The organism is Maritalea sp., assembly GCF_051251695.1.
Taxonomy (GTDB): Bacteria; Pseudomonadota; Alphaproteobacteria; order Rhizobiales; family Devosiaceae; genus Maritalea.
Map to the genome: position 1 here is coordinate 142,377 of NZ_JBPOEU010000001.1, position 25,041 is coordinate 167,417.

26 protein-coding genes and 1 pseudogene are annotated in these 25,041 nt (G+C 49.2%); 12 read left to right on the plus strand and 15 right to left on the minus strand.

Translation table 11 applies throughout. The features are described 5' to 3' along the window. The first annotated feature begins 19 nt into the window (after positions 1–19). The 4 genes from ACSHWX_RS00710 (at position 20) to ACSHWX_RS00725 (ending at position 2,568) form a co-directional block, all read left to right on the plus strand. Complete coding sequence (locus ACSHWX_RS00710) at positions 20–1,030, plus strand: DUF3179 domain-containing protein (protein ID WP_435666250.1); 1,011 nt, start codon at positions 20–22, stop codon at positions 1,028–1,030. 60 nt (positions 1,031–1,090) lie between these two features. Further along, the gene (locus ACSHWX_RS00715; RefSeq protein WP_435666251.1) at positions 1,091–1,468 is read left to right on the plus strand and encodes a TIGR02301 family protein; all 378 of its coding nucleotides are present in this window, start codon (positions 1,091–1,093) and stop codon (positions 1,466–1,468) included. A gap of 92 nt (positions 1,469–1,560) precedes the next feature. After that, positions 1,561–1,821: a hypothetical protein gene (locus tag ACSHWX_RS00720; RefSeq protein WP_435666252.1), complete on the plus strand. Its 261-nt coding sequence runs from the start codon at positions 1,561–1,563 to the stop codon at positions 1,819–1,821. A gap of 60 nt (positions 1,822–1,881) precedes the next feature. Continuing rightward, positions 1,882–2,568: a hypothetical protein gene (locus ACSHWX_RS00725; RefSeq protein ID WP_435666253.1), complete on the plus strand. Its 687-nt coding sequence runs from the start codon at positions 1,882–1,884 to the stop codon at positions 2,566–2,568. Positions 2,569–2,582: 14 nt separating this feature from the next. On the opposite strand, the gene ACSHWX_RS00730 is transcribed toward ACSHWX_RS00725, so the two are convergent. After that, a complete protein-coding gene (locus tag ACSHWX_RS00730) occupies positions 2,583–3,914 on the minus strand; it encodes a dihydroorotase (protein ID WP_435666254.1) in 1,332 nt (443 codons plus the stop codon). Between the two features lie 88 nt (positions 3,915–4,002). On the opposite strand from ACSHWX_RS00730, the gene ygfZ reads away from it, so the two are divergent. From ygfZ to ACSHWX_RS00745, 3 genes are all read left to right on the plus strand, one after another. Continuing rightward, entirely contained in the window at positions 4,003–4,800 is a 798-nt protein-coding gene (gene ygfZ, locus ACSHWX_RS00735) for a CAF17-like 4Fe-4S cluster assembly/insertion protein YgfZ (protein ID WP_435666255.1), read from the plus strand. A gap of 26 nt (positions 4,801–4,826) precedes the next feature. After that, positions 4,827–5,438, plus strand: a complete 612-nt coding sequence (locus ACSHWX_RS00740; protein WP_435666256.1) for a hydrolase — start codon at positions 4,827–4,829, stop codon at positions 5,436–5,438. Between the two features lie 117 nt (positions 5,439–5,555). Beyond that, complete coding sequence (locus tag ACSHWX_RS00745) at positions 5,556–6,095, plus strand: hypothetical protein (RefSeq protein ID WP_435666257.1); 540 nt, start codon at positions 5,556–5,558, stop codon at positions 6,093–6,095. 9 nt (positions 6,096–6,104) lie between these two features. Here the strand turns inward: ACSHWX_RS00745 and ACSHWX_RS00750 are convergent. Beyond that, positions 6,105–6,506, minus strand: a pseudogene (locus ACSHWX_RS00750) (cell wall hydrolase); the annotation flags it as partial. Positions 6,507–7,305: 799 nt separating this feature from the next. Next, positions 7,306–9,579 (minus strand): putative PEP-binding protein, encoded by a 2,274-nt coding sequence (locus ACSHWX_RS00755; RefSeq protein ID WP_435666258.1) that lies wholly within the window; start codon positions 9,577–9,579, stop codon positions 7,306–7,308. A 131-nt stretch (positions 9,580–9,710) separates the two neighbouring features. On the opposite strand from ACSHWX_RS00755, the gene ispH reads away from it, so the two are divergent. The 4 genes from ispH to ACSHWX_RS00775 all read left to right on the plus strand — a co-directional run bounded on the left by ispH (position 9,711) and on the right by ACSHWX_RS00775 (position 13,154). Next, the gene (gene ispH / locus ACSHWX_RS00760; RefSeq protein ID WP_435666259.1) at positions 9,711–10,664 is read left to right on the plus strand and encodes a 4-hydroxy-3-methylbut-2-enyl diphosphate reductase; all 954 of its coding nucleotides are present in this window, start codon (positions 9,711–9,713) and stop codon (positions 10,662–10,664) included. Next, positions 10,664–11,182, plus strand: a complete 519-nt coding sequence (locus ACSHWX_RS00765) for a GNAT family N-acetyltransferase (RefSeq protein WP_435666260.1) — start codon at positions 10,664–10,666, stop codon at positions 11,180–11,182. Before ispH ends, ACSHWX_RS00765 begins: the two co-directional genes overlap by 1 nt. Continuing rightward, complete coding sequence (gene rnhA, locus ACSHWX_RS00770) at positions 11,175–11,612, plus strand: ribonuclease HI (protein ID WP_435666261.1); 438 nt, start codon at positions 11,175–11,177, stop codon at positions 11,610–11,612. Before ACSHWX_RS00765 ends, rnhA begins: the two co-directional genes overlap by 8 nt. 114 nt (positions 11,613–11,726) lie before the next feature. Then, positions 11,727–13,154 carry a hypothetical protein gene (locus ACSHWX_RS00775; RefSeq protein ID WP_435666262.1) on the plus strand — a complete coding sequence of 476 codons (1,428 nt, stop codon included), beginning with the start codon at positions 11,727–11,729 and terminating at the stop codon, positions 13,152–13,154. Between the two features lie 14 nt (positions 13,155–13,168). On the opposite strand, the gene ACSHWX_RS00780 is transcribed toward ACSHWX_RS00775, so the two are convergent. The 10 genes from ACSHWX_RS00780 to ACSHWX_RS00825 all read right to left on the minus strand — a co-directional run bounded on the left by ACSHWX_RS00780 (position 13,169) and on the right by ACSHWX_RS00825 (position 22,391). Further along, positions 13,169–13,453, minus strand: coding sequence for a hypothetical protein (locus ACSHWX_RS00780; RefSeq protein WP_435666263.1), 285 nt, complete (start codon positions 13,451–13,453; stop codon positions 13,169–13,171). 94 nt (positions 13,454–13,547) lie between these two features. Further along, entirely contained in the window at positions 13,548–14,357 is an 810-nt protein-coding gene (gene speB / locus ACSHWX_RS00785; protein ID WP_435666264.1) for an agmatinase, read from the minus strand. A gap of 24 nt (positions 14,358–14,381) precedes the next feature. Then, positions 14,382–16,472, minus strand: coding sequence for a glycine--tRNA ligase subunit beta (gene glyS, locus ACSHWX_RS00790; protein WP_435666265.1), 2,091 nt, complete (start codon positions 16,470–16,472; stop codon positions 14,382–14,384). 90 nt (positions 16,473–16,562) lie between these two features. Then, positions 16,563–18,551 carry a DUF2207 domain-containing protein gene (locus tag ACSHWX_RS00795; protein ID WP_435666266.1) on the minus strand — a complete coding sequence of 663 codons (1,989 nt, stop codon included), beginning with the start codon at positions 18,549–18,551 and terminating at the stop codon, positions 16,563–16,565. Further along, on the minus strand, positions 18,514–19,065 hold the full coding sequence (locus ACSHWX_RS00800) for a LemA family protein (RefSeq protein ID WP_435666302.1): 552 nt from the start codon (positions 19,063–19,065) through the stop codon (positions 18,514–18,516). Before ACSHWX_RS00800 ends, ACSHWX_RS00795 begins: the two co-directional genes overlap by 38 nt. A 71-nt stretch (positions 19,066–19,136) precedes the next feature. Continuing rightward, on the minus strand, positions 19,137–19,316 hold the full coding sequence (locus ACSHWX_RS00805) for a hypothetical protein (RefSeq protein ID WP_435666267.1): 180 nt from the start codon (positions 19,314–19,316) through the stop codon (positions 19,137–19,139). Between the two features lie 75 nt (positions 19,317–19,391). Next, a complete protein-coding gene (locus ACSHWX_RS00810; RefSeq protein ID WP_435666303.1) occupies positions 19,392–20,291 on the minus strand; it encodes a glycine--tRNA ligase subunit alpha in 900 nt (299 codons plus the stop codon). A 137-nt stretch (positions 20,292–20,428) separates the two neighbouring features. Next, positions 20,429–20,656, minus strand: coding sequence for a hypothetical protein (locus ACSHWX_RS00815; protein WP_435666268.1), 228 nt, complete (start codon positions 20,654–20,656; stop codon positions 20,429–20,431). A 21-nt stretch (positions 20,657–20,677) separates the two neighbouring features. Further along, complete coding sequence (locus tag ACSHWX_RS00820) at positions 20,678–21,547, minus strand: S49 family peptidase (RefSeq protein WP_435666269.1); 870 nt, start codon at positions 21,545–21,547, stop codon at positions 20,678–20,680. 58 nt (positions 21,548–21,605) lie between these two features. Continuing rightward, the gene (locus ACSHWX_RS00825; RefSeq protein WP_435666270.1) at positions 21,606–22,391 is read right to left on the minus strand and encodes a tRNA1(Val) (adenine(37)-N6)-methyltransferase; all 786 of its coding nucleotides are present in this window, start codon (positions 22,389–22,391) and stop codon (positions 21,606–21,608) included. Between the two features lie 179 nt (positions 22,392–22,570). On the opposite strand from ACSHWX_RS00825, the gene ACSHWX_RS00830 reads away from it, so the two are divergent. Continuing rightward, positions 22,571–23,587, plus strand: a complete 1,017-nt coding sequence (locus ACSHWX_RS00830) for a polyprenyl synthetase family protein (RefSeq protein ID WP_435666271.1) — start codon at positions 22,571–22,573, stop codon at positions 23,585–23,587. On the opposite strand, the gene ACSHWX_RS00835 is transcribed toward ACSHWX_RS00830, so the two are convergent. Further along, the gene (locus tag ACSHWX_RS00835) at positions 23,584–24,057 is read right to left on the minus strand and encodes a BLUF domain-containing protein (protein WP_435666272.1); all 474 of its coding nucleotides are present in this window, start codon (positions 24,055–24,057) and stop codon (positions 23,584–23,586) included. The two genes, ACSHWX_RS00830 and ACSHWX_RS00835, sit on opposite strands and share 4 nt — an antisense overlap. A gap of 116 nt (positions 24,058–24,173) precedes the next feature. Further along, positions 24,174–25,040 (minus strand): 4-(cytidine 5'-diphospho)-2-C-methyl-D-erythritol kinase, encoded by an 867-nt coding sequence (locus ACSHWX_RS00840; RefSeq protein WP_435666273.1) that lies wholly within the window; start codon positions 25,038–25,040, stop codon positions 24,174–24,176. Position 25,041: the final 1 nt, after the last annotated feature.

The following is a 25,041-nucleotide window of genomic DNA, read 5'->3' on the forward strand; positions in this document are numbered from 1 at the left end:
CCAACATGAGGAGGATGGAATGGTCTTAAAGTTTGCAAAAATACTGGCGGTCATCGCGATGGGTGCTGGTGGTTTTTCCACAAGCCCAATTTTGGCAGAAACAATTCCACTTTGGGAAGCCCAAGAAACGCCACGTCGTTGGGAACTTGAAGGATGGAAAACCGATTTCACCCGCGCCACCATACCCTATTGGGACGTCACAGACGTTATTGGCCGGGACAATATCCCCTCAATTGACGATCCAAAGTTCGACCTCGCTTCAAATGAAGCTGTCATTCCGGGCAATGAGCCTGTGATTGGTTTTGAAATGAATGAGGTAGCTCGCGCCTATCCCTTGCGCATTATGATGTGGCACGAAATTGTAAATGACAATGTTGGTGGGGTGCCCGTTGCGGTGACCTTTTGTCCGTTGTGCAACACATCCATTGTGTTTGACCGCCGCATTGACGATGAAATTGTTGAGTTTGGCACTTCGGGCAAGCTACGCAATTCCGACCTGATCATGTATGATCGCACTTCCCAAACATGGTGGCAGCAATTTGATGGTGCTGGTTTGGCAGGTGTTCACGCTGGCGATAAACTGAAGTCCTACCCATCGCGCCTAATGAGCCTTGATCTGTTCAAAGAGACTTACCCTGAAGGCGAAATATTGCTTCCTGACAACCGCCGCAGTTCTCAACTGGGTCGCAATCCATATGCTGGTTATGATAGTTCGTTTAACCCCTTTTTGTTTAAAGGCGAAATGCCAGAAGACATTAACGGCATGGTACGTGTGGTGCTCATACAAGGAGAAAAACCGTTTGCAGTTTCGCTCCCTAAACTGAGTGAAGAAGAGAATTTAACCTTGAACGGTATTGAATTCCGTTGGAGCGCAGGTCAATCCTCAGCGCTCGACACGTCGCTCATTTCCGAGGGGCGCGACGTTGGCAATATAGAAGTGGTCAATGCGAACGGCGACCCCGTTGTGCATGAAATAACATTCGCCTTTGCTGCGCGCGCCTTTTTACCCGACCTTGAGATTGTTCAATGATTGCTTGAGATTGCCACATTCCTCTGGCAAAAGTGAGAACAGAGCAGTTTGGATTTAGATTTGTTTTTTTCGCGTCTCAAAATTGTGGTATTGGCCAGCTTGGTTGTCTTGTTCTCAACGCCAAACGTTTTGGCCATTGACCCGCCATATCAAGAAGATATGGAGCGCTTTGCATCTATCATGGGCGCTCTTTATCATTTGGATGATCTGTGCGTTCAATCAGGCAATGACTGGCGTGCGGAAATGGATGAGTTGATGACGCTTGAGGAAGTCGACGAAGACCGTCGTGCGCGCCTCACTGGCGCTTTTAATGACGGTTATAATGATTTTAGCCGCTTTCACGTTCAATGCACCCAAAACGCCCGCCTGGCCATGGAACGCTTTGTGGATGAAGGCGCAAATATAGCCAAAAATATCCACACAAGATTTGCTGAATAGCATTTTAGCTCGCGCGTTAACCTTTTGATCATTTGTTTGGTTACCTTCCCAAAATCACATGCTACATCTCCTTTGTCAGGAGTTTTGCATCGATGATTCAATTTGAAAAAAGTCAGGCGCTTTTTGAGCGCGAGGACGAGGCGCGTAAACGCGCCCTGGAATATTTAGCCGAAGCTTGGCGCAATGCCGAAGACGAAGAGGTCGACACCGAGGCGCTCGCTCATGCAGCGCTTTTTGCTGGCCTTGCCACCCTAGTGGAACAGTATGGCGAAACGGCAATCTCTGAATTGATGAAACGCATTCCAGACAAAGTCTTACAGGGCGAATATACGGTCGATAAAACCTTACAATAGTTCTCTAAAATCTGCACAAACTGTGCAACTATCAACCAGAATCGTCGGGGAGAATCTGCGTTGAATATTCTTAGCAATTCCAAGTTCAGTTTGGCTGCGCCAATTGTCTTCGCATTTGCCTTTGCGATGATTTTTGCGGCGCCCCAAAATGCGTTTTCCTATTCAACTTCCCCCACCCCGGTTGAAGATGTTGAGCAACACGATGGCGAAACTTTCGATCAAAATGAGCGTATTGTTTTGCCCAACGCGCCGGGAAAAGAATCGCGGCAGCCCTTTCAGAATCATGAAATAAAGCGCGATTTAGCAGAGCTGCCTGACAATGTTGCACAAACACGCGCAGCGCTGATGGCCGTTGCAAAGTCTGGCGATGTCGAACAGTTACGAACATTGATCATGCGGCAAACAAATGCGCCCGTTTTGACCTTTGGCGACACAGCCGAGCCGATTGAATTTTTGCGCTCATCGTCCAATGACGGCGAGGGTCGCGAATTGTTGGCTATTATGATCGAACTGCTCGAGGCACCCTATTCGATTGTCCCTGCGCAAGGTGGAGAGCCGGAGATTTTTGTTTGGCCAGCTTACGCCACAAACGATTTGAAAAATCTCACGCCATCCGAATTGGTCGAGGTTTACAAAATTGTCAGCCATCTCGACCTCGAAGAAATGCAATTGTTCGGCGGCTGGTACTTTTACCGCGTTGGCATAGATGCAAATGGCGAATGGCGATATTTTGTGGCTGGCGACTAGAGCCTAGTCCCTAATTAGTTCGCAAGCGATTCTGAAAAGAGCATGGGTTCGCCTTTATTTGGCGTGACCAACTCACCTTCCCACATCACCTTGTTGCCGCGAATGATGGTGCCAACTGGCCAACCTTGCACTTCTTCGCCGTCATAAGGCGTCCAGCCCGGCTTGGAAGCAATCCAATCGTTTGAGATCGTCACTTTCCGTTTCAAGTCGACAATCGTCAAATCAGCATCATAACCAACACCAATGCGCCCCTTGCCAGCGATTTGGAACAAGCGATTTGGGCCATGACTTGTCATGTCGACAAAACGCTCAAGGGTCATTTTGCCTTTGTTGACGTGATCAAGCATCACAGGAACCAATGTCTGCACCCCAGTCATGCCGGAGGGAGAATTTGGATAAGGCTGGTCTTTTTCTTCTTTTGTATGCGGCGCGTGGTCAGACCCCAAAATGTCCGCAATACCAGCGTCAACGCCCTGCCAAATTCCCGCGCGATGATGCGCGTCGCGCACTGGCGGATTCATCTGAACGTAGGTGCCTAGCTTATCGTATGCGGTCTCATCAAGTGTGAGATGATGCGGTGTTACTTCAACGCTCGCGAGATCTTTATGCTCAGCCAATAGCGCCATTTCGTCTGCGGTGGAGATGTGTAAAACGTGAATGCGTTTACCTGTCTTTTTGGACAGAGCCAAAAGGCGCGTTGTGCATTTCACTGCGGCTTCAACATCGCGCCAAACCGGATGGCTTTTAGGGTCGCCATCAACACGCAAATGTTTGCGTGATTCTAGCCGAGGTTCATCTTCAGAGTGGAATGCCGCACGTCTAGAAATTGCACGCAGAATTTTTTCGACACCATCATCATCTTCAACCAGCAACGAACCCGTTGAAGAGCCCATGAAGACCTTAACGCCAGCACAACCGGGAAGTTTCTCCAGCATCGGCAATTGATCCACATTGTCGTGGGTGCCGCCAATGTAAAAGGCAAAGTCGCAGTGCATGCGGTGTGTCGCGCGTGAAATTTTGTCCTCAAATGTCGCCTTGTCGATTGTCAGCGGGTTGGTGTTGGGCATTTCAAAAACACCAGTCACCCCACCCATAACAGCGGCAAGCGAGCCGGACAGAAGGTCTTCTTTGTGTTCATTACCCGGTTCACGGAAATGAACTTGCGTGTCGATAACGCCGGGCAATATATGCAAACCAGAACAGTCAACAGTTTCGCCCGCATCCCGCCCTTTTAGATCGCCAATTTCAGCAATTTTGCCCTTTATGACCCCCACATCTCCTTTGGTGACACCATTGTGATTGGCAATAGTTCCATTGAGAAAAATAGTGTCAAATTTGGCATTCATGCTGGTGCGTCCTAAAGAAGCTGATATGGAGTGATGCATCGGGTGTAGCGCGATGCTCGACTTAAGAGCAAGACAGAAGGAGCGATTGATGGGAAAAATTGTTAAACTAGATCGTTGTGTGGTCCAGATTTCCGGTCCGGACGCGCAAAAATTGTTGCATGACACCCTCACCTGCAATCTTTCGACACCTCTCGGCGATCAAGCGCGTTGGTTTGCATTGCTTGCTCCGCAAGGCAAAGTCTTGGTTGAAGGCCTAATATCCAACTTTGACGAGGGTTATCTTTTAGATGTTCCAACAAGCGAGTTGGAAAACTTTTCAAAACGGATGCGCCTTTATAAAATGCGCGCGGATCTTTCGATCACCCCACGCGAGGACCTCAGCGTTGGTTGGAGTTCAGACCCAATCGACGGCGGCGTACAGGATGCCCGTCCTGAGATGGGTTATAGAACATACGCGAACGCCTTCACAGATTGGGACGAAGATACAGCGTCCTATCACAAGGAGCGGATCACCCAATCCATTATGGAAATGGGTGCTGATTTCGCGCCAAACAGCGTCTTCCCGCACGATATCGGCATGGACCAACTTGCAGGCGTTGATTTCAAAAAGGGCTGTTATATCGGCCAAGAAGTGGTTTCGCGAATGCAACACCGTGGCACGGCGCGTAAGCGGCCCGTTTGTGTTGTCGGCGCAACGTTGGCGATTGGTGAGCCTATTTTGAATGCGGACAAATCTGTTGGCACCGTTACATCACTGTCACACGATAAGGGCATAGCTCTTGTTCGACTGGACAAGGTCGAAGAAGCTAAAGACTACACAAGCAATGGGGACGCGGTTCAACTTGCGATCCCCCATTGGGCAAGCTACGGTTTTAGCGATTCTTAATACGCACTCATTTGCTGGGAATACCTATGGCACGCCCCCCCCAAAGAGCTTGGCAACGTATGTTGTCAGGACGTCGACTTGATCTTTTAGACCCCTCACCACTCGATGTAGAACTGAGCGACATTGCCCACGGGCTTGCACGGGTTGCCCGTTGGAACGGACAGACCAATGGCGACTATGCGTTTTCCGTGGCGCAACATTCAGTGCTGGTGATGCATCTGGCAATCGCTGCAAAACCCGAACTGGACGGCAGCGGTCGGCTTTATGCATTGCTCCATGACGCGCCTGAATATGTAATGGGGGATATCATATCTCCCCTCAAAGCAGCCATGGGTGGGCAATATAAAGACCTGGAAAACCGCCTATTAGCAGCGATACATGTTCGGTTTTCGCTCAACGCTAAAGCACCAACAGCCACCACCAAATTGGTCAAAAAGGCAGACAAAGAAGCAGCCTATTTCGAAGCCGTCAGCCTAGCTGGTTTTGAGGCTGATGAGGCGCGCAAAATATTTGGTGAGCCATCTATGGCCAGTTTTGATTTGCCTGATTTTGAGCAGCTCATTCGGCCCTGGCCCATTCACGTAGCACACGAAAACTTTGTCTCTGTTTTCACCCAAATCCTGGGTCCAGTAAAATAATACATATTCAAGTGTTTCAATATGAGACGCATGTTAACCTTATGTTAAGCATTGCTTTGACCTGAGGGGTCAATGGTTGATAAATCCTTAAAGCATACTGACGCTAAGGATTTTGATATGTTTGGAACTGCTCGCAACAAGACTAACCTCCTCCCGCTCGCCATTGTGCTGGCTGCTGTTTCTGGCGTTTTTCTCGCTGAAAGTGGTGTTAAATTTTCAACGCCTGCGATTGCGTCAAACATCTTGGATGTTGCGTCGAGCGCCAAATCAACGCCTGCTGGCTCACTGGATTTAGAAAACTTGGTGAAAATTGATGGCCGCATGTTCAACGTAACTGTTGATGACAGCGTTGATCTAAATCCAATGTCATCCACAATGGTCAAGAAAATTAGCGGCGGGCGCGTTTTTAACGTCAATATCGCAACAACATCTACCGGGACATACTCGACGGATTCGATGCAATCCAAACATGTTCTATACCCGGGCATGACGGTTGAACGTGTTCACCCAGTTTTGTTTGCAGACAACGGACTTGTCTATTTGACAAAGAAACAGGCAAGAAACCTATCAACGTTCTTCAAAGACCTTGATGGGTTCGCCAATGACAGCGCGGCCAAAGGCTGCCAGTCATTGGGCAGCTATCTGGGTTGCAAATAATTCCAGATACTAGCTGTTTTTAAACCGATAAAAGATGTGAACGCCGATTTTCGTGAGTTTTCTCAACTTAGGTGCCCATTTCGGCCGGACATAGTTGGCGTGATAATGGGTGGCGTTGGCCACTTCCGCTAAATAGATATCGCCGTTAATGACTTTAGTGGCGATCTCTTCAGCTTGTTTCCATGCCTTCTTTTCTTTGATCCGCTCAGGAATGCCGTCACATGCAAATGAGAATTGGCAACGATTTTTCCAACTTTGGTTTTGGAAAACAACCGAGCAAATCGAATTGGGGTACGCGCGGTGCTTAACCCTGTTGCGCACAACCTGGGCAACAGCCACCTGCCCGCGATAGTTTTCGCCACGCGCTTCAAAATATATCGCCGTTGCCAGACACCAGTGCTGCTTTTGGCTCGCGATCATAGAAGCTTGCGTCAAAGGACGCGTTAAGTCTTTTGTTTTGGGTGCGTTGTCACGGGCATAGGCCAATTTCGTGGGCACGTTCGCTGGGAATGGCAAGGATGGATCGCGAGCAGTAATGGATTTTTCAATTTCCCCTATTGCCTCGATGGCTTCCAGTGCGGCCAATTTGGGCATTGGTTGGTTAGCAAAGTTCACGATTTCTTTTGCCACAGGTTTATCTGTGTTTACCTTCTGAGCAAGGGAAATGGCTGCGACAGCAAAATCGTTCGCCAATTTCAACACTTGAGCTTTTGTGCGTGTCTCTAGAACCGCAAAACGTTGTTGATTGAAACTTTGTGCAATTTCGACGGCGCTCGGATAATCAATCTCGTCAATGATCGAGGGCTGATTTATGGCCTCAAATATACTATGGGATAGCATTGCTTGCACGCCGCTGGGCGCAATAATTTCAGTCTCTAACTGAGCGGAAACAGCAACCGGATCAATTGTCGGCTCACTGCGTTTTTCAGTCGGCAGAACTGTGAGTGCAACCATAACGGTCACAGAAAAACTCATCAATACCGAAAGGCTATTACGCTTCGCGGCCCGCTTACGCCGGGCGCGCTGAAGCCGTGCGGCCACATAAATACTCATACTCAACTCAATGCTACTCTATCGACTAAACACATGCCGACCCCGCTAGTATCTCAAATCTTGGTTTATGGTGTGTAAACAAGGTGTGTGAGCATATTTAGTCGGCATCCGGGCACTGGCGCGGCTGTTTCACGGCTAAATTGTGATGGGTAGAATTCTAGCGTTCTGGTTGGGCGAGCGCCAGCCGAGCAATGGGCAGCCGGAACGGTGAGCAGCTTACATAATCAACGTCTAAACTCGCAAAATATTTAAGGCTTTCCGGGTCACCAGCATGCTCACCACAGATGCCAATTTTCAGGTCAGGATTGGCTTCTTTGCCCCGACGAATTGCGATCTCGATCAGTTCACCGACACCGTTTTTGTCAATAGTTACAAAGGGATCAGCGTCGTAAAGGCCGCGCCTTTGATAGGTGGCTAAAAATGCCGGGGCGTCATCGCGCGATATGCCAAAGGTTGTTTGAGTTAGGTCGTTTGTACCAAAGGAAAAGAAGTCCACATGTTTGGCAATTTCATGTGCCCGAAGGGCCGCGCGAGGTAGCTCTATCATCGTGCCGATGGAGAACTTGAAACTGTCCGTTTGGTTGACGCTCAAGCGCTCCATGAGTTGTAAAATTTTATTGCGCACCCAATGCACTTCGCGCGCAGAAGAGACAAATGGCACCATAATTTCCAAATTTACATTGGTGTCATTTGATTCTATCGCGGCGCGCGCACCGGCGACCAACGCTCGAATTTGCATATCAAGAATTTCGGGATGAGAAATCGCCAAACGACAGCCGCGATGGCCGAGCATTGGATTAACCTCCGCCATCCGCTCCAACCGATTGCGCAACCGTTTTGTATCAATCCCTAAAGATGAAGCCGTGTCTTCCAATTCATCCTCAGTACGCGGCAAAAACTCATGCAGTGGCGGGTCGAACAGTCTGACGGTTATTGGCAACCCGTCCATGGTGGAAAACAGGCGTGCATAATCATCTGCCTGATATTCAACCAATCCGTCCAAAGCTTGTTTGCGGTCGTGATCGTTTTGGGAAAAGATCATTCGCCTTAAAGCGACCATGCGTTCGGTGGAAAAAAACATATGTTCAGAACGGGCTAAGCCAATGCCCTCAGCACCAAACGAAAGTGCGACTTTCGCCGCTTCCTCAGTTTCAACATTGGTGCGCACAGCGATTGTGCGACTGCCATCTGCCCAATCGAGCAATGTTCGCAAATTTCCGCCAATATGGGGCTGCGTTAGCGGCAAGGCACCTGCGTAAACTTCTCCGGTACTGCCATCAATTGTTATTTCGGCACCGGCCAATATCTCGCGTTCCCCGATCTGAACTTTTTGCAGATCAACATCAATCGACAAAGACCTAACGCTGGCGACGCAGGGTTTACCCGTTACCCTAGCAATAACAGCCGCATGGCTGGTGATCCCACCACGAGCGGTGAGAATACCAGCAGCTGCTTGCATGCCTTCAATATCGGAAGGGCCGGTTTCGACGCTAACAAGAATACAATCCTTGCCTCGGGCACGATAACGAGATGCATCTTCTGAAGAAAACACAATCGCACCACTTGCAGCACCAGGCGATACGCCAAGACCGCTCGCCAAGGCCGCAACGCGCTTAGCGCCAGAAAGACGTGGGTGTAGGACCTGTGGCAATTGTGCGGGATCTATTGCTGAAACCGCTTTACGCGGGGTCCAGTCGCCGTTTGACACCCTATCGATGGCAGCTTCCAGATTTGCTGAAATACTGGCCTGCGCCGGGCGGGCAGATAAAAACAGCAATTCGCCGTTTTGTTCAGCAACCAGGCAGATCATGTGTGCGCCGGCTACCCCATCCATTCGACGACACAATTGCTTTGCAGCCATTGGGTTCTTGAACGGATGCAGCTGGGATTTGTCTGTTGTTGAAAATGGACCAAGTTCGCCGGTTGATAGGTCCCGCGTCAAAATCGCTATTGGTTTTTCTGCAACGGCGGCCTGCACCAAAACAATTTGTTCAAGCGAAAGATCCCGCCCGGTATCCATGGTCCAAACCGGTGTGCCATGTAGATAAGAATCAAATGCACGATCAATCGCTCGCCCCAATGGCTTGGCGGTATTGGCGGCATCGCTTTCTTTTTTCGGTGCTTCAATTTTGCCGCGTACCCGCGCCAGCCCAGCCATATGTGCCCGCGCGGCGGTGCGCACAACAAGTGCTGGTGGCTCCATCCCCTTCGGGACCAGTTTGAACAAAACCCCTATCCAACTGGTGTGCAATGAACTACCGGGCTTAGCGTCTTTTACCGCTTCCCAGGCTTTGCGAGTGATACAAATAGTTGGGCAAACGGACTGTCCAGATTTTGCCATTGCAAAAATCCAGGCCGCTTTACCTGCAATCAGTCGTTCCTGCTCACGCGATAAATGTGGGCGCTCGTTCGCCGGGGCGATCGCGAACATTTGTTGTGATACATTTATCAGCACAGCTAACTTGACCTAGATTGCATTCAAGATTCGGTTTAGTATGGCTTAGTGTCGCCGTAAAGTGCAACAAACATGACACCAGTTCCAAAACAAAGCATCTCACATCTATGGCAAAAAAAAGTCCTTTGGAAATACTACTTTGTGCGCCGCGCGGTTTTTGCGCCGGGGTTGATCGTGCAATTCAGATTGTTGAGCTGGCGCTCGAAAAATATGGCGCGCCCGTTTATGTGCGTCATGAAATCGTTCACAACAAATATGTGGTTGATGGATTGAAGAAAAAGGGTGCCATTTTCGTTGAGGAATTGGATGAAATTCCTGAAACGGATGCACCCGTAATTTTTTCCGCCCATGGCGTAGCAAAAAGCGTGCCCAAAGAAGCAAAACATCGCAATATGTTTTTCTTGGACGCAACCTGCCCCTTGGTTTCCAAAGTACATGTGGAAGCGCAACGTCATCATGAAACTGATTTTGAAATCATCCTTATCGGCCATGCGGGCCACCCCGAAGTTGTTGGCACCATGGGCCAACTCCCAGACGGTGCTATTAGCCTGATTGAAACGGTTGATGACGTTGCCCGCTTTGTGCCAAAGGGCGACAAAAAACTCGCCTTCGTTACCCAGACGACCCTTTCGGTTGATGACACAGCAGCGATTGTTGAAGCGCTACGCGCGCGCTTTCCTGATATTAGTGCGCCACACAAAGAAGATATTTGTTACGCCACCACCAATCGCCAAGAGGCCGTTAAAGTTGTTGCCCCTCTGGTCGACGCTGTAATTGTTGTTGGTGCGCCCAATTCCTCGAACTCCATGCGCCTTGTTGAAGTTGCTGAACGTGCCGGGTGTCCCAAGTCTTTGCTCGTCCAACGGGCAAGCGAAATCAATTGGGGCGATTTTTCGGGCATTAAGTCGTTGGGCATAACCGCTGGTGCCTCCGCGCCAGAAGAACTGGTCGATGAAATTATTGAAGCCTTCGGGGAGCGCTACGACATTTCAGTTTCTGCCAAAGTTACTGCCACAGAAAACATCGCCTTTAACGTCCCCCGCGAACTTCGGACTGCGTAATGACCAATCCCATTATTCTAAAATCTGAACGCTTGACGTTCAGCGCATGGTTGCCTGAACAAATTGATGATTTGGTTGCCCTACATAGCGATCCAAAAGTAACTGAATATATTTCAGGGCGAGTTGAAGACAAGGCTGACGCCGAGCGGCGCATGTCGGTTTGGGGGAACGACCTGAAAGAACATGGCTGGTGCAAATTTCGTATTTCCCGAAACTCGGACGGTAAATTTATTGGCCGTGCAGGATTTGGTGATCATGAGGGTGAGCCCGAAATAGGGTATGCCATAATGGCATCTGAGTGGGGCAAGGGATATGCGTTTGAAGCCGCCTCAGCGCTTCGAGACTGGATGTTTCAAACCACAGATCATCAATATTTTATTGGCTATGCTTATTCCAGTAATGCGGCCTCGACCCACATTCTGCGTAAAATTGGTATGCAGTTTACCCACACAGAAGTCGACGACTCAGGTAAAGAGCTTTCTTTCCATAAACTGACCAAAGAGCAATGGCATGGCTGAGCGCGTTACAATTTTCACAGATGGTGCCTGTTCAGGAAACCCTGGTCCCGGAGGTTGGGGGGCTTGGCTTAAATTCAATGACAAGCAAAAAGAATTATGTGGCGGCGAAGAGCTGACCACCAACAACCGTATGGAGCTGATGGCTGCTATCCAGTCCCTTAATGCGCTCAAACGTGACTGCAGTGTTGATCTTTATACAGACAGCCAATATGTCAAAGGCGGCGTGACCGGCTGGATGCATAATTGGAAACGCAATGGCTGGAAAACAGCCGCCAAAAAACCCGTCAAAAATGAAGACCTATGGCGTTTACTGGACACAGCCCTAGAGCGGCATGACGTGAGTTTTCACTGGGTCAAAGGCCATGCAGGGCACGAAGGCAATGAACGCGCCGACCAATTGGCAAACCAGGGTATGGCGCCTTTCAAGTAGGCCTAAGCCTTTGGACTAAGGATTGCCGAAAATTGACGGCACCCCCTACCTCAACTAACATCTTGGTGAATTGCTTGTTTAAATCAGCAATTCTTGTTGGGGGAAAATATTTTCATGCGCTCAAGGACTTTCAAATCCATTTTTGCAGCCCTGCTTTTATCGTCCAGCAGTTTGGCGATGGCGGCCCCTGCCTGTGTCTTGCCGGAAACAAAAATTTCAGGTGAGCGCGGCATTGAACTGGGTGATCAGTTCACCAACTATGTTAAGGGCACTATGAGTTCAAAAACTCAAAGCCTGTTTGCTGGCATGTTGATCGATAAGTATTTACGCAAGGCAGTTGCCTCCGGCAATTTATTTGACGACATTTTCTTTCGCATTGATGCTGGTTTGGTTGAAGCCAGCGATGAATATATTGATTTGCTTAAAGTCGCGGCCGCCAGCAAGGCCATTTTACAAGGCGAGTTTGGTGAAGTAGGTGGTCAAATACTTGACGAAGCCATCGGCAAAGGCAGCGAAAAATTTCTCAAAGCCATCGGCGCGACATCCAATGCCACATTGGTCGGCGCTCTACTCGCGTCCATAAAGATTGTGCAGGAAAGCTACGCCACACTTCAAAACGAAGAATGCTTATTGGGTGTTGATGTGGCGTATTACAGTTTCTTGGAAACACCCCAACTACGGTGGGACAAGTCCCGAACACTACCCGATGGCGCTGTGAAATATTTCATTGAGAATTTCCTATTCGGCGGAGGCGCAGACCCTAACAATGGTAGCCGGGCTATAAACCGCCAGCATCTGCAGTGCTTTATTGATAATTCAATGCCTGAAAGCGAGCGTATTGTTGTTTCCGAACTGGATGCAACGGCCGACGACAAAGCGTTTTTGGGATGGTTCGAACGGGTATTTTCAGTTGTTACGGATACACTCGGCAGCGCCGCCGACCGAGCATCTGGCGATAACCGCCTGAGATTACCTGTCACGGTGATGCTGCGCGATTTTAACGCGCGCCTTGATTTAGAAGAACAAGCCAAAGAAATGGCAAAACTGCGCCGGTCACAAGAGTTTCAAACCTTTGAGGCAACAATCGATGCGATGCAAAGCGCAAAGCTTGCAGAAGAATGGTTGTGTGAAAAACTAAATGAAAAACCCGACCTTCAGAAGTTCGTTGGCGATTGGGTGCCCACGGCATTTGCGGATACACCTGCATGGATGGCGGAAAATCCATTCCCGATGCCATCAGAATTGAAATTCTCTGTTCTCGGTGATGGCTCGATAAATACAAAATTTGACGATGGGGCGGGGATTTACACCTATGCCGGGTCAATTGATGCCGACGGCCTCAAAGTCCGTTTTGATGGTAAGGGGATTGATAGCGACACCAATATTTGGGAAACTATTTTTGATATTACCGCGACCAGTGACCTTAGTGCAGATGAATTGTCTGGTGAGTTTACGGGCACAATCATTCAATGTGACGATGACTTCGAAAACTGTAACCTAGTGCCCTTTAGCGGAAAATGGACAGCTAAACGAATCAATTAGCAAAGCACTTTGGCTTAGTTGACCGCGCAGATTGGCTTGCCGTCTTTTACGATAACCAATTGCTCGCCAGCATAACGAAGATCTTGAATTCGACTGAACGCCGTTTGTCCGATCCAGATTTCATTGGAACAGAAATAGGCAGATGCACAGCCATCGCTTGCTTCTCCCTCACAATCGGTTTTCCCAGACCAGCCGTGCTCGATTGTTGAGGCAGACTTCACTTCAAAATTCGCGGCATACGCGCCAGTTGAGGCGAATAAAAACGTTAAAGCGATCAGTAATTTAGTGTGCCAGTTCATTTTCAACTTGTACTCATTCTTTTCGCACATGGTGAACCTTAGTATTCACGTCACATTCGTTTAGTCAAATATGATGAATTAAGTGTTTTAATCATCACTTTGAAATCATGCGCGCTAATGTTTCTTTTGCCAACCGAGCCGCCACCATTGCGGTCATGTTGTTGATGTCACGATTGGGGTTTAACTCCACAATATCGGCACCAATAAGGTCACCTGCAAATTTATGAATAATATTTATAACTTGGCGTGAAGAAAGACCTCCGGGCTCGTGATGCGAAACGCCCGGTGCGAATGCGGGATCAAGCCCGTCCAAATCAATCGACATATAGACCGGCCCATCAAATGAAATTTGATGGTCATCAGACCAATCCTTCATTTCGATAATTTCAACGCCAAACTTTTCGGCCTGTTCTCGTTGGTGACCATTCAACGTTCGGATGCCCACCTGCAAAAGGCGTCGAATTCTTCCGGTTTCCATCAAGCGCGCAAAGGGCGACGCATGAGACAGCGGGTTATTGTCCATATTGTCATATAAGTCGGCATGGGCGTCGATGTGCAAAATGTTCAGGCCATCATAATGCATGGCATGCGCGTCGATTAGCGGAAATGAAACCGAATGATCGCCACCCAGAGACAATAGTCGCTCGCCCCGTTTGATCAACTCGTCCGCTGATGAGCGTATAATTTGTGAGGTTTGCTGGCGATCATTATTGGGGAAAACAAGATCACCCATATCGATCCATTGGGGATTATCCCCCAAATCAACACCAAGCTCAGACCACATGTTGGAGCTATCGCAATGGATTGCTTCGCGTATCCGCTGGGGTGCAATTGCTGCGCCCTGCAGATAGGTTGAGTTGTGGTCAACTGGCACACCCAGGAGTGCAACTTTTTGTTGCGACATATTCCCTCCCTATGGCCGGTTTTTCTACCCGGCCAGCTTTGAAAAATCAGCGATCAAATGCATCGTGTCACGCAGTTTGGCCAATAGATTAAGGCGATTTACGCGTATCGCATCATCGTCATCATTGACCAACACGCCTTCAAAGAACGCGTCTACAGGCTCGCGTAACGATGCTAGATCATTCATCGCGGCTGCAAATTCTTCGTTTGAAATGTTCGCCGCAACGCTTTCATTCACAACTTTTATCGCAGAAAATAGCTGTGCTTCTTGATCGAGCGCAAATGCTGAATTGTCGACTGGATCAGCAAAGGATTTGCCGTCCTTTTTCTCTTCAGCACGCAAAATGTTCACTGCCCGGCGATATCCGGCCAACAGGCTCTCCCCGGCTTCGCTTTTTAGCAATGTGGCAAGTTCGGCCGCGCGCGCTACAACACTTGGTAGTGTAAAGCCTTTGGCTAAACCACCATTGCCCAATACCGCATCCAAAACGTCGTGCGCCACACCATTATCGCGCATTTGTACAACAAGACGATCTTCAAAAAATGCCATAAGGTCGGCCATTTTGTCCTGATCCGGTGTTCCTAAAATCAGTTCAATATGATCGCCAATCAAGGTGGCTAGATCAAGATCGAGTTGATTTTCCAAGGAAATTCTGATCACGCCAAGTGCTGCGCGGCGCAATGCAAACGGGTCTTTAGAGCCTGTCGGTTTTTCGTCAATTGCCCAGAAGCCTGCAAGGATATCAAGTTTATCCGCAAGGGCGGCAGCAATAGAAACCGGTTCAATTGGCACTTCATCACTTGGCCCAGATGGCTTATAATGGTTCAATATAGCAGCGGCCACATCAGGTTTTTCACCTTGTGCCAGCGCATAATATTGACCCATAAGTCCCTGCAGCTCAGGGAATTCGAACACCATGTCGGTAACCAGATCAGCTTTGGCGAGTTTAGCGGCCCTTGCTGCATCATCAGCATGAGCGCCAACCATCGGCCCAACTTTGGCAGCAAGCCCGACCAAGCGTTCAACCCGCTCGGACTGTGTGCCAAGCTTTTCGTGGAACACCATCGCATCAAGCTTTGGCAAACGAGCTTCAAGCGGTGTATTCAAGTCGGTGTCATAGAAGAATTTGGCATCCGAGAGGCGCGCATGAATGACCCGCTCATTGCCAGCAACGATGGTTTTGCCACCATCTGTCGCGGCCAAATTGGAAATCAGCAGGAAACGATCAGCCAGTTTACCAGTTTCGCTATTGCGCAGACAGAAACATTTTTGGTGCGACCGGATTGCGGTGGTCACCACTTCTTCAGGCAGGTCCAAAAATTCTTGTTTGAATTTTCCCAGCATCACAACTGGCCATTCAACAAGCCCAGCCGCTTCTTCCAAAAGCCCTTTGTCCGCGATGACTTCAAGCCCTTGCGCGAAGGCCAAATTGTCAGCGTCTGCGCGGATGATATCCATACGGCGATCTAAATCGAGCACCACGTTGGCCTTTTCAAGTGCCGCAGCATAATCCTCAAACCGGCGCACTGAAATTGGCTCTGGAGCCAAAAACCGATGCCCATAAGTAACATTGCTAGACTTCACGCCATCCACTTCAAAATTGATCGTCTGGGTATCTTCGCCGTCCACCGCAAATGTCGCTGTGATCGCGCGCAAAGGGCGGATCCAGTTGAGTTTTCCGCTTCCCCATCGCATGGATTTTGGCCAAGGAAATTTCTCGATCATCTTTGGAATGATTTCAGCGATTACATCAGTGGCTTGCTCACCCGGTTTTTCAGTGACAGCAACGTAGAAATCGCCTTTTTTGGGATCTGTCTGAATTTGCGCTTCATCGACGGAAGAAAGGCCCGCCGCGCGCAAAAACCCTTCGAGAGCTTTCGCTGGCGCATCGGTGCGTGGTCCCTTGCGCTCAACTTTGGTTGGCGCAGATGCTGCGGGCAATCCCGCTACGGTGAGGGTTAGCCGACGCGGCGTTGCGTATGACATTGCCCCTTCGTAAAGCAAACCGCGTTCCACCAGCGCATCAGTTACCAGTTTTTTCAAGTTCTCTGCCGCACGACGTTGGTGACGCGCAGGGATTTCTTCTGAAAACAATTCGAGCAGGAGTTCAGGCATGTTGGCTTACTTTATTTGATGAATTTTTGTTGCAAGTTTGATAGCGGCCAATCGGCCAAATGTCTATGATTTTCGCCGCTTTGGCGTTTCTTACCAACCACCACCACCACCACCGCCACCGCCGCCGCCGGAGAACCCGCCGGACGATGAACCAGATGATGACGAGGATGCAGGCTGCGCAGCGATCATGGCCGCACTCATACCCGTCGCAGTGGACGCAATATTAGAAGCGATACGGTCAGCACGCCAGCCCCGCCCAGAATGCCATGCCGGATTGTAATTTTGCTCTTTTGGGTTCGTTGCGTTACGCGACAGTTCATTTTCGAAGTGCTCGGACCATGGTTTTTCAACCCCCAGCGCAACCGCAAATGGCAGGATTTGTTCAAACCGATTAACCGTCAAATCTGGTGCATCATGAATGTTCAGCCGCTCTTTTTCAGCGGTTTCCATATACATTTTAAAGCCCTCAATTTGGTCCATCACTTTACGCCCCTGCACTGTTGCAGAACGCATGGTCAGGCCAAATCCAACATTGATCAAAACGATAGAAATCGTGGCAATGGCGCCCGGCTGTCCATTCACAAAGGCAGCGGCATCGTCAAATAGGTTGCCGGAAAAAATATCGCCAAATTCAAACCACTCGCTAAAAGCCAGCGCTCCGGTCACCGCGTTTCCAAGAATTGAAAAAATGATAAAAATCGCAATTGCTCGCGAAGAACGCGGCATCATGCCGATGTGGGATACAGCTCCGCTGACAACAGCCGCCACAACACCAATGGCGATCGCGATGACAAACCAGACGAAATGCAGCACCTCAAAGTAAAGCATTCCAGCGACGCACCCAAATGACAAAGCCAACCCCAGCAGCACAAAGGAAGTGTTGCGGTTAAAAAATGTACGTCGGTTTTCGTCTTCAATCGTGTCAATAAAATCTGTATGTAGAGCGTGCAAACTGCTCCCGACGCTTTTATCGATCACCACGCTCCCCTTGGCGTGAAGCCAGTCGTATAGCTTGAGTTCGCCGCTCGGCAAATCGTAAGCTTCTTTGTTTGTCACCGTAATTTTCGTGTCATCACCGGATTGTCCCAACACCACCAGCCCTTTGGTGGCGAGCGACATGAGTGCAGCGGTAAAAGCTGTCCAGCCGGAACGCTTCCAGCCAAAATTATGCACAAAATGAACCAAGGCCGGAGAGAACCCTTCCGGCGGGTAAAATAGGGGAATAATCGTCCCTTTTTTGGGGTCGCGTCCTACAGAGTGCCAAGTGGAGTAGAAATATCCAAGCACGAGCAAAAAGCTGATCGCTGGCAAAATCAGTGCCCGTCGATCCGAAACATACTCGACAAAATTGTCCCAACTTGAGGGCGGCAACATCGCGCCCTTATCAAACGTGACCACAACACTCATCCCCTCGGCGGGACGAAGAATGTTGTTTGCGCGAAATATCGCCTTGCAATCACCATCTTGGGTGATGGTGGCGTCTTGGGTTTCGCTGCCAAATTTGCCGGTATAGGCCGTCGTTTGTTGAATGCGTGTGCCCTCTGGCAGACGAACCCGAGCAACAGCTTCTTGGATGGGAAATTGCCAAAAATTACCGGTCGCATTCCAGTAAAGCTCGTCATTGCTTTCAAAGTTACGAACCTGCCGCCAAGATTTATATTTCAACGTGTAAGTGTAAATGCCAGTTTCCAAATACACATCGGCGTCGCCGATATAGATGCGCTTGCCATAGGCTTCGCCCTCGGTGTGCCATTCGTCTGGCTCCCCATCGCGCAAGACTTCTAGCACTTCAAGTCCGTGGTCTATGGCATATCCGTTGTCGCCCCGGCTCCCTGTTGGCACATAACGCCATATCCCACGCCGGATATCATTACCCTCCGCGCGCACCCGAATGGTTTCCGTTACCACGACCGAACGATCTTCTTGCACTTCAATCAATGCTGAAAAAGACTGAATTACCTCAGCGCCCAGCGCCGGCGTAAGGACAAGACCAAACGCAATAAACAAAAATAGAGTGCGAATTTGCCGCATTGGATTGAACTTAAAACGATACATCAGGAACTGCGCGCTCGGCTTCATTTTCGAGTTCAAAATACTCGGCCTTAAAGAACTGGAACATGTTGGCGATGATGTTGGAAGGAAAGCTTTCAACCATCACGTTCATGTTGCGCACCGTGCCATTATAGTAACGCCGTGACAGTTGAATTTCATCTTCTGTGGATTGCAACGCGCCTTGAAATTCTAGAAACGAGCTATCTGCTTTCAAATCCGGATAAGCCTCGGCAACAGCAATCAGTTTGCCAAGCGCGCCAGACAAAAGACCTTCTAACTTGCCGCGCTCTTGTGGCGATGCGTTGCTCGCGCCTTGCACGGCTGCCCGAGCCTCAGTAACCGCCTGCAATGTTTCGCTTTCGTGGCTCATATAGCCTTTGACGGTTTCAAGCATGTTGGGGATTAAGTTGGCGCGACGCTTAAGCTGCACATCAATACCGGACCAACCTTCTTCAACCAACTGTCGGTTTTTGACCAGATTGTTGTACACCATAATGGCGTAGCCGCCTGCAGCGACAATTATTAGTAGAACTACCCAGATGATTTCCATGAACCCACGCCTTAAAAATTTGCTGTAACGAGTTTATACAAAGACTTAGCAATTGTGAACAATCAAGCAGCCAATAAAAAAGGGGCATTTTGGTGATGATCCAAATGCCCCTTTTTGTGTTTTGCTTTGCGAGAATAATCACGCTTGTTTTTGACCACCTTGAGTTTGAACTGATGCTCGCTCAAAGCCTTTGCTGCCCGGTTGGGCGGCGTGACCACGCGTCGATCAACTGATCGCTTCATGTCACATCTCCTTTTCAATGCGCACTGGCTCAGTGCAACACTTATATAGGTGACGTGTCAGTAAATTTCAAAGAATTAGGCACCGCCCGCTTCTGTTTGTAGCCAAGCTCCGCCACATGCCTTTGCCAAATCGCGCACACGCAAGATGTAACTCTGGCGCTCGGTCACTGAAATAACGCCACGTGCATCCAGTAAATTGAAGGCGTGGGATGCTTTGATGCATTGCTCGTAAGCAGGCATCGCCAATTTGTGCTGATTACCGTCAACACCAGCTTCCAGAAGGGCTTTGCACTCGTCTTCGGCATCTTTGAAATGGCGGAACAACATCTCTGTGTTCGCATGTTCAAAGTTGTAACGTGAGAATTCTTGCTCGGACTGCAAGAAAACATCCGCATAAGTGACTTTTTCATCGCCTTCACGGCCGTTGAAGTTCAATTCCATGATGCTATCAACGTCTTGCAAATAGCATGCAATCCGCTCAAGCCCGTAGGTTAGTTCGCCAGAAACCGGTGAACACTCAAAGCCAGCGACTTGTTGGAAATATGTGAATTGGCTGACTTCCATGCCGTCGCACCAGCATTCCCAACCAAGACCCCATGCGCCCAGTGTTGGGCTTTCCCAATCGTCTTCCACAAAGCGCAAATCATGCACTTTTGGATCGATGCCGATCGCATAAAGAGATTGCAGATAAAGTTCCTGCAAATTCTCAGGCGATGGCTTCAGGATGACTTGATATTGGTAGAAATGCTGCAAACGGTTTGGGTTTTCACCGTAACGCCCGTCAGTTGGGCGGCGCGAAGGCTGCACATAAGCAGCGCGCCAAGGTTTTGGGCCAAGGGCGCGCAATGTGGTCGCAGGGTGAAAAGTACCCGCGCCCATTTCCATGTCATATGGCTGCAAAATGACGCAGCCTTGATCAGCCCAGAAATTTTGCAGGGTTAGAATGAGACCCTGAAATGAGTTTTTGGGGTCCATATGCGAAAGGATTTTGGTGTCGCTCATGTTTCGCAACCTTTTGTCGGGCAACTTATTGGCGTGAATTATCAAGGCGCGAACCTAATGCGACGCAAAAGAATTATCAAGCGTCGTTCTTTATCAACTGCCGCTATTCATCAAGTATCTTGATCTTTATCTTTTTTATCGCCACCGGGCCGAAAAATACCGTCCTTGGGATCACGCTTCAAATCGACAATCTCCGCACGATCCCGATCTGCACGGTCACGTTTGAGTTTTTCCTTATCTGCATCAGAAAAATAGTCATTAATGTTGCGCTTAATTGAGCGCACGCCATAAATGATCAAAGCAATGATCACGACAAAAATGATAATGCGTAGCCACATTGGCGCGCCCTCCCCGCAAATCTAAAGCCCGAAACGGCTCCATAGCGATTTTGCTTCAACACTGGCGATCAAATCGTCCGTCAATCCGCCTTCCGAAACCCCAATTTGCGCAAAAGGCAAACGCGGCATACCGAACATTGATTTTTTCGGCGTGATCTTTTCCAGCTTTACTTTCTTGCCGAACTTTTCGCGCAAGACCTGGTGCATATCACCTAGACGATCAACCAGCCCCAGTTCAATCCCGGTTTTAGCTGTCCAAAATTCGCCAGTGAACAGTTCGTGGTTTTCTGTGTCCAACTTGTCGCCACGACGAGACATCACATAGTCGGTAAATATCTCATGGATATCCAGCTGCAACTTCTTCAAGCGATCAACGTCGGACTTCTTTTCAGGCAAGAATGGATCGAGCGTAGATTTGTTTTTACCCGCTGTGTACATCCGCCGTTTTACGCCGAGTTTTTCAATAGCATCTTCGAACCCAAACCCTGCGGATATAACCCCGATTGAACCTACAATGGAAGATGGATCAGCAATGATCTCATCGCCAGCGGTTGCGATAAAGTAACCGCCAGATGCAGCCACGTCTTCAATAAAAACCAATACTTTTTTTTGTTTTTCGTCAGCAAGGTCGCGGATATATTTCGCCACCAAACGCGATTGAACTGGCGATCCGCCCGGTGAATTGATGATAATTGCAACGGCTGGCGCGCGCTTTATGCTAAAAGCTTTTTTAAGCAATGGCCCGGCCATTTGAATGTTAATCCGCCCCTGACGCGAAGACGCTTCGATGACACCAGACAAGCGGACAACTGGAATAACAGTATTGTCGCGACCGAGCAGTCTGGCATGCCAAGGTGCGGGCGCTGCTGAATTGTGAATGTCGTCGGTCATAGATTTATCGTCCTTTGGGTAACTCTTCTTGGCAGACATGTAGTTATATTTTGCCACACTACCAGTGCAAACAGTCTTTTCCTTGCAATATTCTTTCAACGTCAGGCGAAAATTCACGCCCCGTTTCACCATGCAAATGCAGCGGGCTCATCAACGTGGTTGGCGCTCGTGATCCTTTGCGGCCACGTAACAACACGCGGCTGGCAGGTTGCCCGGGCCGGGAAACGATGGGCAATATTGAAATATCTCCGAGCCGCCGGTCATAAGCCCGAAGCAGGTCATTGATCGCTTCGGCTCTATGGATGAAGATGATTTGCGCCGCCGCAGATGACGCACTAACAGCGGTTTTTACCCATCGCTCCAAACAGTCTTTATCATGCGCGTGCGCTTGGGCACCATATTGATCGCGTGGCAATGAAACCGATTTGTCGTCAAAATACGGCGGGTTGGCGATCACGCAGTCAAAATGATCGGGTTTTAGCCCAGCGGCTTCTCGGTGAGGGCCTGATCCCATTATATCCACCTGTGAAACCGTAACCCGGTTGGCCAGCGCATTATTTTGCGCATTTAACTTACAAAGGTCGATGGCCGCACTGGAAAGTTCAGCGAGATGCGCGTTCAAATTTTGATTGTGAACAAGCGCTGTGAAAGAAGCGACCCCAACGCCAGCGCCCAGTTCAAGCAGATCACGGCAGTCTTTATCCAACGAAGCGCCCAACAACACGCTATCGACGCCCGCGCGAAAACCTTTTTTCGGCTGCGAGATTTGCAAAACACCGCCCAAAAATGCGTCTAATGTGACACATTGTTGTTTTACTTTCACATCTGGCTGGTCTACGGACATGAATATGACATTGCAAATGGCCTGTTCAGGTTGACGTTATGCCTTTGGTTATAGCATAGCCTTAGCGCGAGAGACCAAGACCAACAAGATCATTTGCAGATTGCGAAGGCGGCATGTTGCCTCCATCAACGACTTGAGATCAATTGACGCTCCTCGAATGGGCGTTAGGGCGAGCATTAATGACGACAATTGAAGCAACAGCGGAACAAGTGAACACTCAACCAGTTGTTGAGCAGTTGATTGCGCACACTTCAAGCGAAATGGAAGCTGTCAACGAGCTGCTTCTTTCGCGTATCACGTCCCATGTTGAAATGGTCCCAGAGATCGCCAATTATTTGATTTCGGCTGGTGGCAAACGCTTGCGCCCCATGCTCACCATCGCTGCGGCGATGATGTTTGAACCCAAAAACAGTCAACATATTAGCTACGCGGCTGCCGTTGAATTCATGCATACAGCCACGCTGTTGCACGATGATGTGGTGGATGAAAGCGACAAGCGTCGCGGTCGTTTTGCCCCCCGCAAGATTTGGGGAAATGCCGCGAGCGTTCTCGTTGGGGACTTTTTGCTTGGCCAGGCCTTTATGATGATGGTTGAAGCTGGCGATTTGGGGGCACTTCATGTGCTGTCTCGGTCAGCAGCAATTATTGCAGAAGGCGAAGTTTTTCAACTTTCAAAGGCCAACGACTTAAACACAAATGTCGACGAGTATTTTGAAGTTATAAAAGCCAAAACAGCAGCGCTTTTTGAAGCCGCAACTGAAGTTGGCGCAATGGCTGGCGGTGCTAACGATGCGCAACGTGAAGCGCTTAAAGCTTATGGCGCTGAACTTGGTATCGCGTTTCAATTGGTCGATGATGCTTTGGATTATGGCGGATTGTCTGGCACAATCGGCAAAAATATCGGCGATGATTTGCGTGAAGGCAAAATGACCCTACCCATTTTGCACGCCCTAAAACATGCGCCTGAGCAAGATGCTCAATTTATCCGCGAGCACCTTGGAAAAGTCGATGCCGATGAAGCGATTGTTTCGCGCGTTGCACAAATTTTGCAAACATGCGGTGCGCTTAAAGCAACGATTGATCGCGCACTTGACCACGCTGCCCGAGCGAAATCAGCTCTTGAACCGCTCGCAGGCCTTAATGGTGCAGACATTCTTATAGAAATTGCAGACTATTGTGTTGAACGGGCCAGCTAAGCGCTTAGGATTAGCTCTTCGTCCAGCACCACATGACGCCAATTGCCATTTTTAAATCGGCGCAAAACTCGCAGCGCGCGGGTATCTACCTGCACTTGTTCTTCCAGCTGTTCTAAATAATTGACATAGCCTTCGATGCTTTTGTTTTCGCCATCCGCGTTAATGCAAGCCATTGACCGGTCAGAAAACTCAGCGTCAACGATTTCGCATTTCAGCAAGAGATTTACATTTGTATGGCGCGGATCGGTTGAAACACGTTTGAATATCGCCTCAACCGCAATTCTTGGCCCTTCAAGCACCTGCAAAAAGCAGTCGTCATGATAGACCAACATGCCGCCCACATTGACGCTAGAATTGTTCTTGCGCGCAATTTGCAACAGATCTCTCATATTATCTTGATCTAGCTCTTTAACGGCCAAACTGGCGTAAATGATCTGAAATGATTGCAACATATTATCTGTTGTAAGCATTGCGCATCTCCTGTGCTGAATTTCACCTGGAGAGGATAAAGATAGATATTTGAAATTTATGAAAAAAAATGAAGTTAGAACCGGCGATTAAGTTAATTAGCTGTTTAGATTTACCTCTAGATGATTGGCGTTTGAGCAATCCAATAATGGGGGAATTGGGCGCGCAATTGCTGGGCCGCCATCAACGCTTGGCGTTCCGCGCCAAATACACCAAACACAGTCGCCCCGGACCCCGACATACGCGAAATGATGCAGCCCGAAAGTTTTGCCATTTCACGGGTGAGCTGCCCGATCTTAGGCTCCACACTGGTTGCAGGGATTTCAAGGTCATTTCTGGTGTCCTGCAACCATAACCCAAGTGCTGCACTATGCGACATTTCACTTGGCAAGTTTGGCAACGGCGCGTTGTTTTTAGACTTTAGCGCCCGAAATATTTTGGCCGTCGGCACGCCAATGCCGGGATTTGCCAGGACAAGCTGTAATTTGGGGAAAGGTTCTAGGATTTGAACTTTTTCGCCAACACCGCGCACCAAACAAGAGCGCGAAAACAGGCACATGGGGACATCAGCGCCAAGTTCCAGCGCCAAATCCGCCAATTGATCTGTTGCAATATTGGCCCCAGCCATCTTAGCCGCAATGCGCAAAGCCGCAGCGGCATCGGCGGACCCTCCCCCGATACCAGCGGCAACCGGCAACATTTTATTTAGGGTGATATCCACCCCGTCAGGTATTGTGTTTGGCCACGCGGCGCGAAAGCCGTCCAGCGCTTTAAGCACAATATTCGCGCGTTCGTCAGCCAGCGCTTTGGCAAACGGTCCAATCGTATGTAAGCGATCTACCTTGGCTTCTCGTATTGTTAGCTCATCGCATAATTGGGTAAAAACCGTTAGGCCTTCCAATTCGTGATAGCCATTTTCGCGTTGACCCACCACATGCAGCGACAAGTTGATTTTAGCTGGCGCAGGTTCGCTCCATACACTCATA

Excerpts from the sequence above, each read along its gene's own strand:
- ACSHWX_RS00710 (WP_435666250.1), top strand. The coding sequence starts at position 20 with ATGGTCTTAAAGTTTGCAAAAATACTGGCGGTCATCGCGATGGGTGCT.
- ACSHWX_RS00720 (WP_435666252.1), top strand. The coding sequence starts at position 1,561 with ATGATTCAATTTGAAAAAAGTCAGGCGCTTTTTGAGCGCGAGGACGAG.
- ACSHWX_RS00730 (WP_435666254.1), bottom strand. The coding sequence starts at position 3,914 with ATGAATGCCAAATTTGACACTATTTTTCTCAATGGAACTATTGCCAAT.
- ygfZ (WP_435666255.1), top strand. The coding sequence starts at position 4,003 with ATGGGAAAAATTGTTAAACTAGATCGTTGTGTGGTCCAGATTTCCGGT.
- ACSHWX_RS00740 (WP_435666256.1), top strand. The coding sequence starts at position 4,827 with ATGGCACGCCCCCCCCAAAGAGCTTGGCAACGTATGTTGTCAGGACGT.
- ACSHWX_RS00745 (WP_435666257.1), top strand. The coding sequence starts at position 5,556 with ATGTTTGGAACTGCTCGCAACAAGACTAACCTCCTCCCGCTCGCCATT.
- ACSHWX_RS00755 (WP_435666258.1), bottom strand. The coding sequence starts at position 9,579 with ATGTTCGCGATCGCCCCGGCGAACGAGCGCCCACATTTATCGCGTGAG.
- ispH (WP_435666259.1), top strand. The coding sequence starts at position 9,711 with ATGGCAAAAAAAAGTCCTTTGGAAATACTACTTTGTGCGCCGCGCGGT.
- ACSHWX_RS00765 (WP_435666260.1), top strand. The coding sequence starts at position 10,664 with ATGACCAATCCCATTATTCTAAAATCTGAACGCTTGACGTTCAGCGCA.
- rnhA (WP_435666261.1), top strand. The coding sequence starts at position 11,175 with ATGGCTGAGCGCGTTACAATTTTCACAGATGGTGCCTGTTCAGGAAAC.
- ACSHWX_RS00775 (WP_435666262.1), top strand. The coding sequence starts at position 11,727 with ATGCGCTCAAGGACTTTCAAATCCATTTTTGCAGCCCTGCTTTTATCG.
- ACSHWX_RS00780 (WP_435666263.1), bottom strand. The coding sequence starts at position 13,453 with ATGAACTGGCACACTAAATTACTGATCGCTTTAACGTTTTTATTCGCC.
- speB (WP_435666264.1), bottom strand. The coding sequence starts at position 14,357 with ATGTCGCAACAAAAAGTTGCACTCCTGGGTGTGCCAGTTGACCACAAC.
- glyS (WP_435666265.1), bottom strand. The coding sequence starts at position 16,472 with ATGCCTGAACTCCTGCTCGAATTGTTTTCAGAAGAAATCCCTGCGCGT.
- ACSHWX_RS00795 (WP_435666266.1), bottom strand. The coding sequence starts at position 18,551 with ATGAAGCCGAGCGCGCAGTTCCTGATGTATCGTTTTAAGTTCAATCCA.
- ACSHWX_RS00805 (WP_435666267.1), bottom strand. The coding sequence starts at position 19,316 with ATGAAGCGATCAGTTGATCGACGCGTGGTCACGCCGCCCAACCGGGCA.
- ACSHWX_RS00810 (WP_435666303.1), bottom strand. The coding sequence starts at position 20,291 with ATGGACCCCAAAAACTCATTTCAGGGTCTCATTCTAACCCTGCAAAAT.
- ACSHWX_RS00815 (WP_435666268.1), bottom strand. The coding sequence starts at position 20,656 with ATGTGGCTACGCATTATCATTTTTGTCGTGATCATTGCTTTGATCATT.
- ACSHWX_RS00820 (WP_435666269.1), bottom strand. The coding sequence starts at position 21,547 with ATGACCGACGACATTCACAATTCAGCAGCGCCCGCACCTTGGCATGCC.
- ACSHWX_RS00825 (WP_435666270.1), bottom strand. The coding sequence starts at position 22,391 with ATGTCCGTAGACCAGCCAGATGTGAAAGTAAAACAACAATGTGTCACA.
- ACSHWX_RS00830 (WP_435666271.1), top strand. The coding sequence starts at position 22,571 with ATGACGACAATTGAAGCAACAGCGGAACAAGTGAACACTCAACCAGTT.
- ACSHWX_RS00835 (WP_435666272.1), bottom strand. The coding sequence starts at position 24,057 with ATGCTTACAACAGATAATATGTTGCAATCATTTCAGATCATTTACGCC.
- ACSHWX_RS00840 (WP_435666273.1), bottom strand. The coding sequence starts at position 25,040 with ATGAGTGTATGGAGCGAACCTGCGCCAGCTAAAATCAACTTGTCGCTG.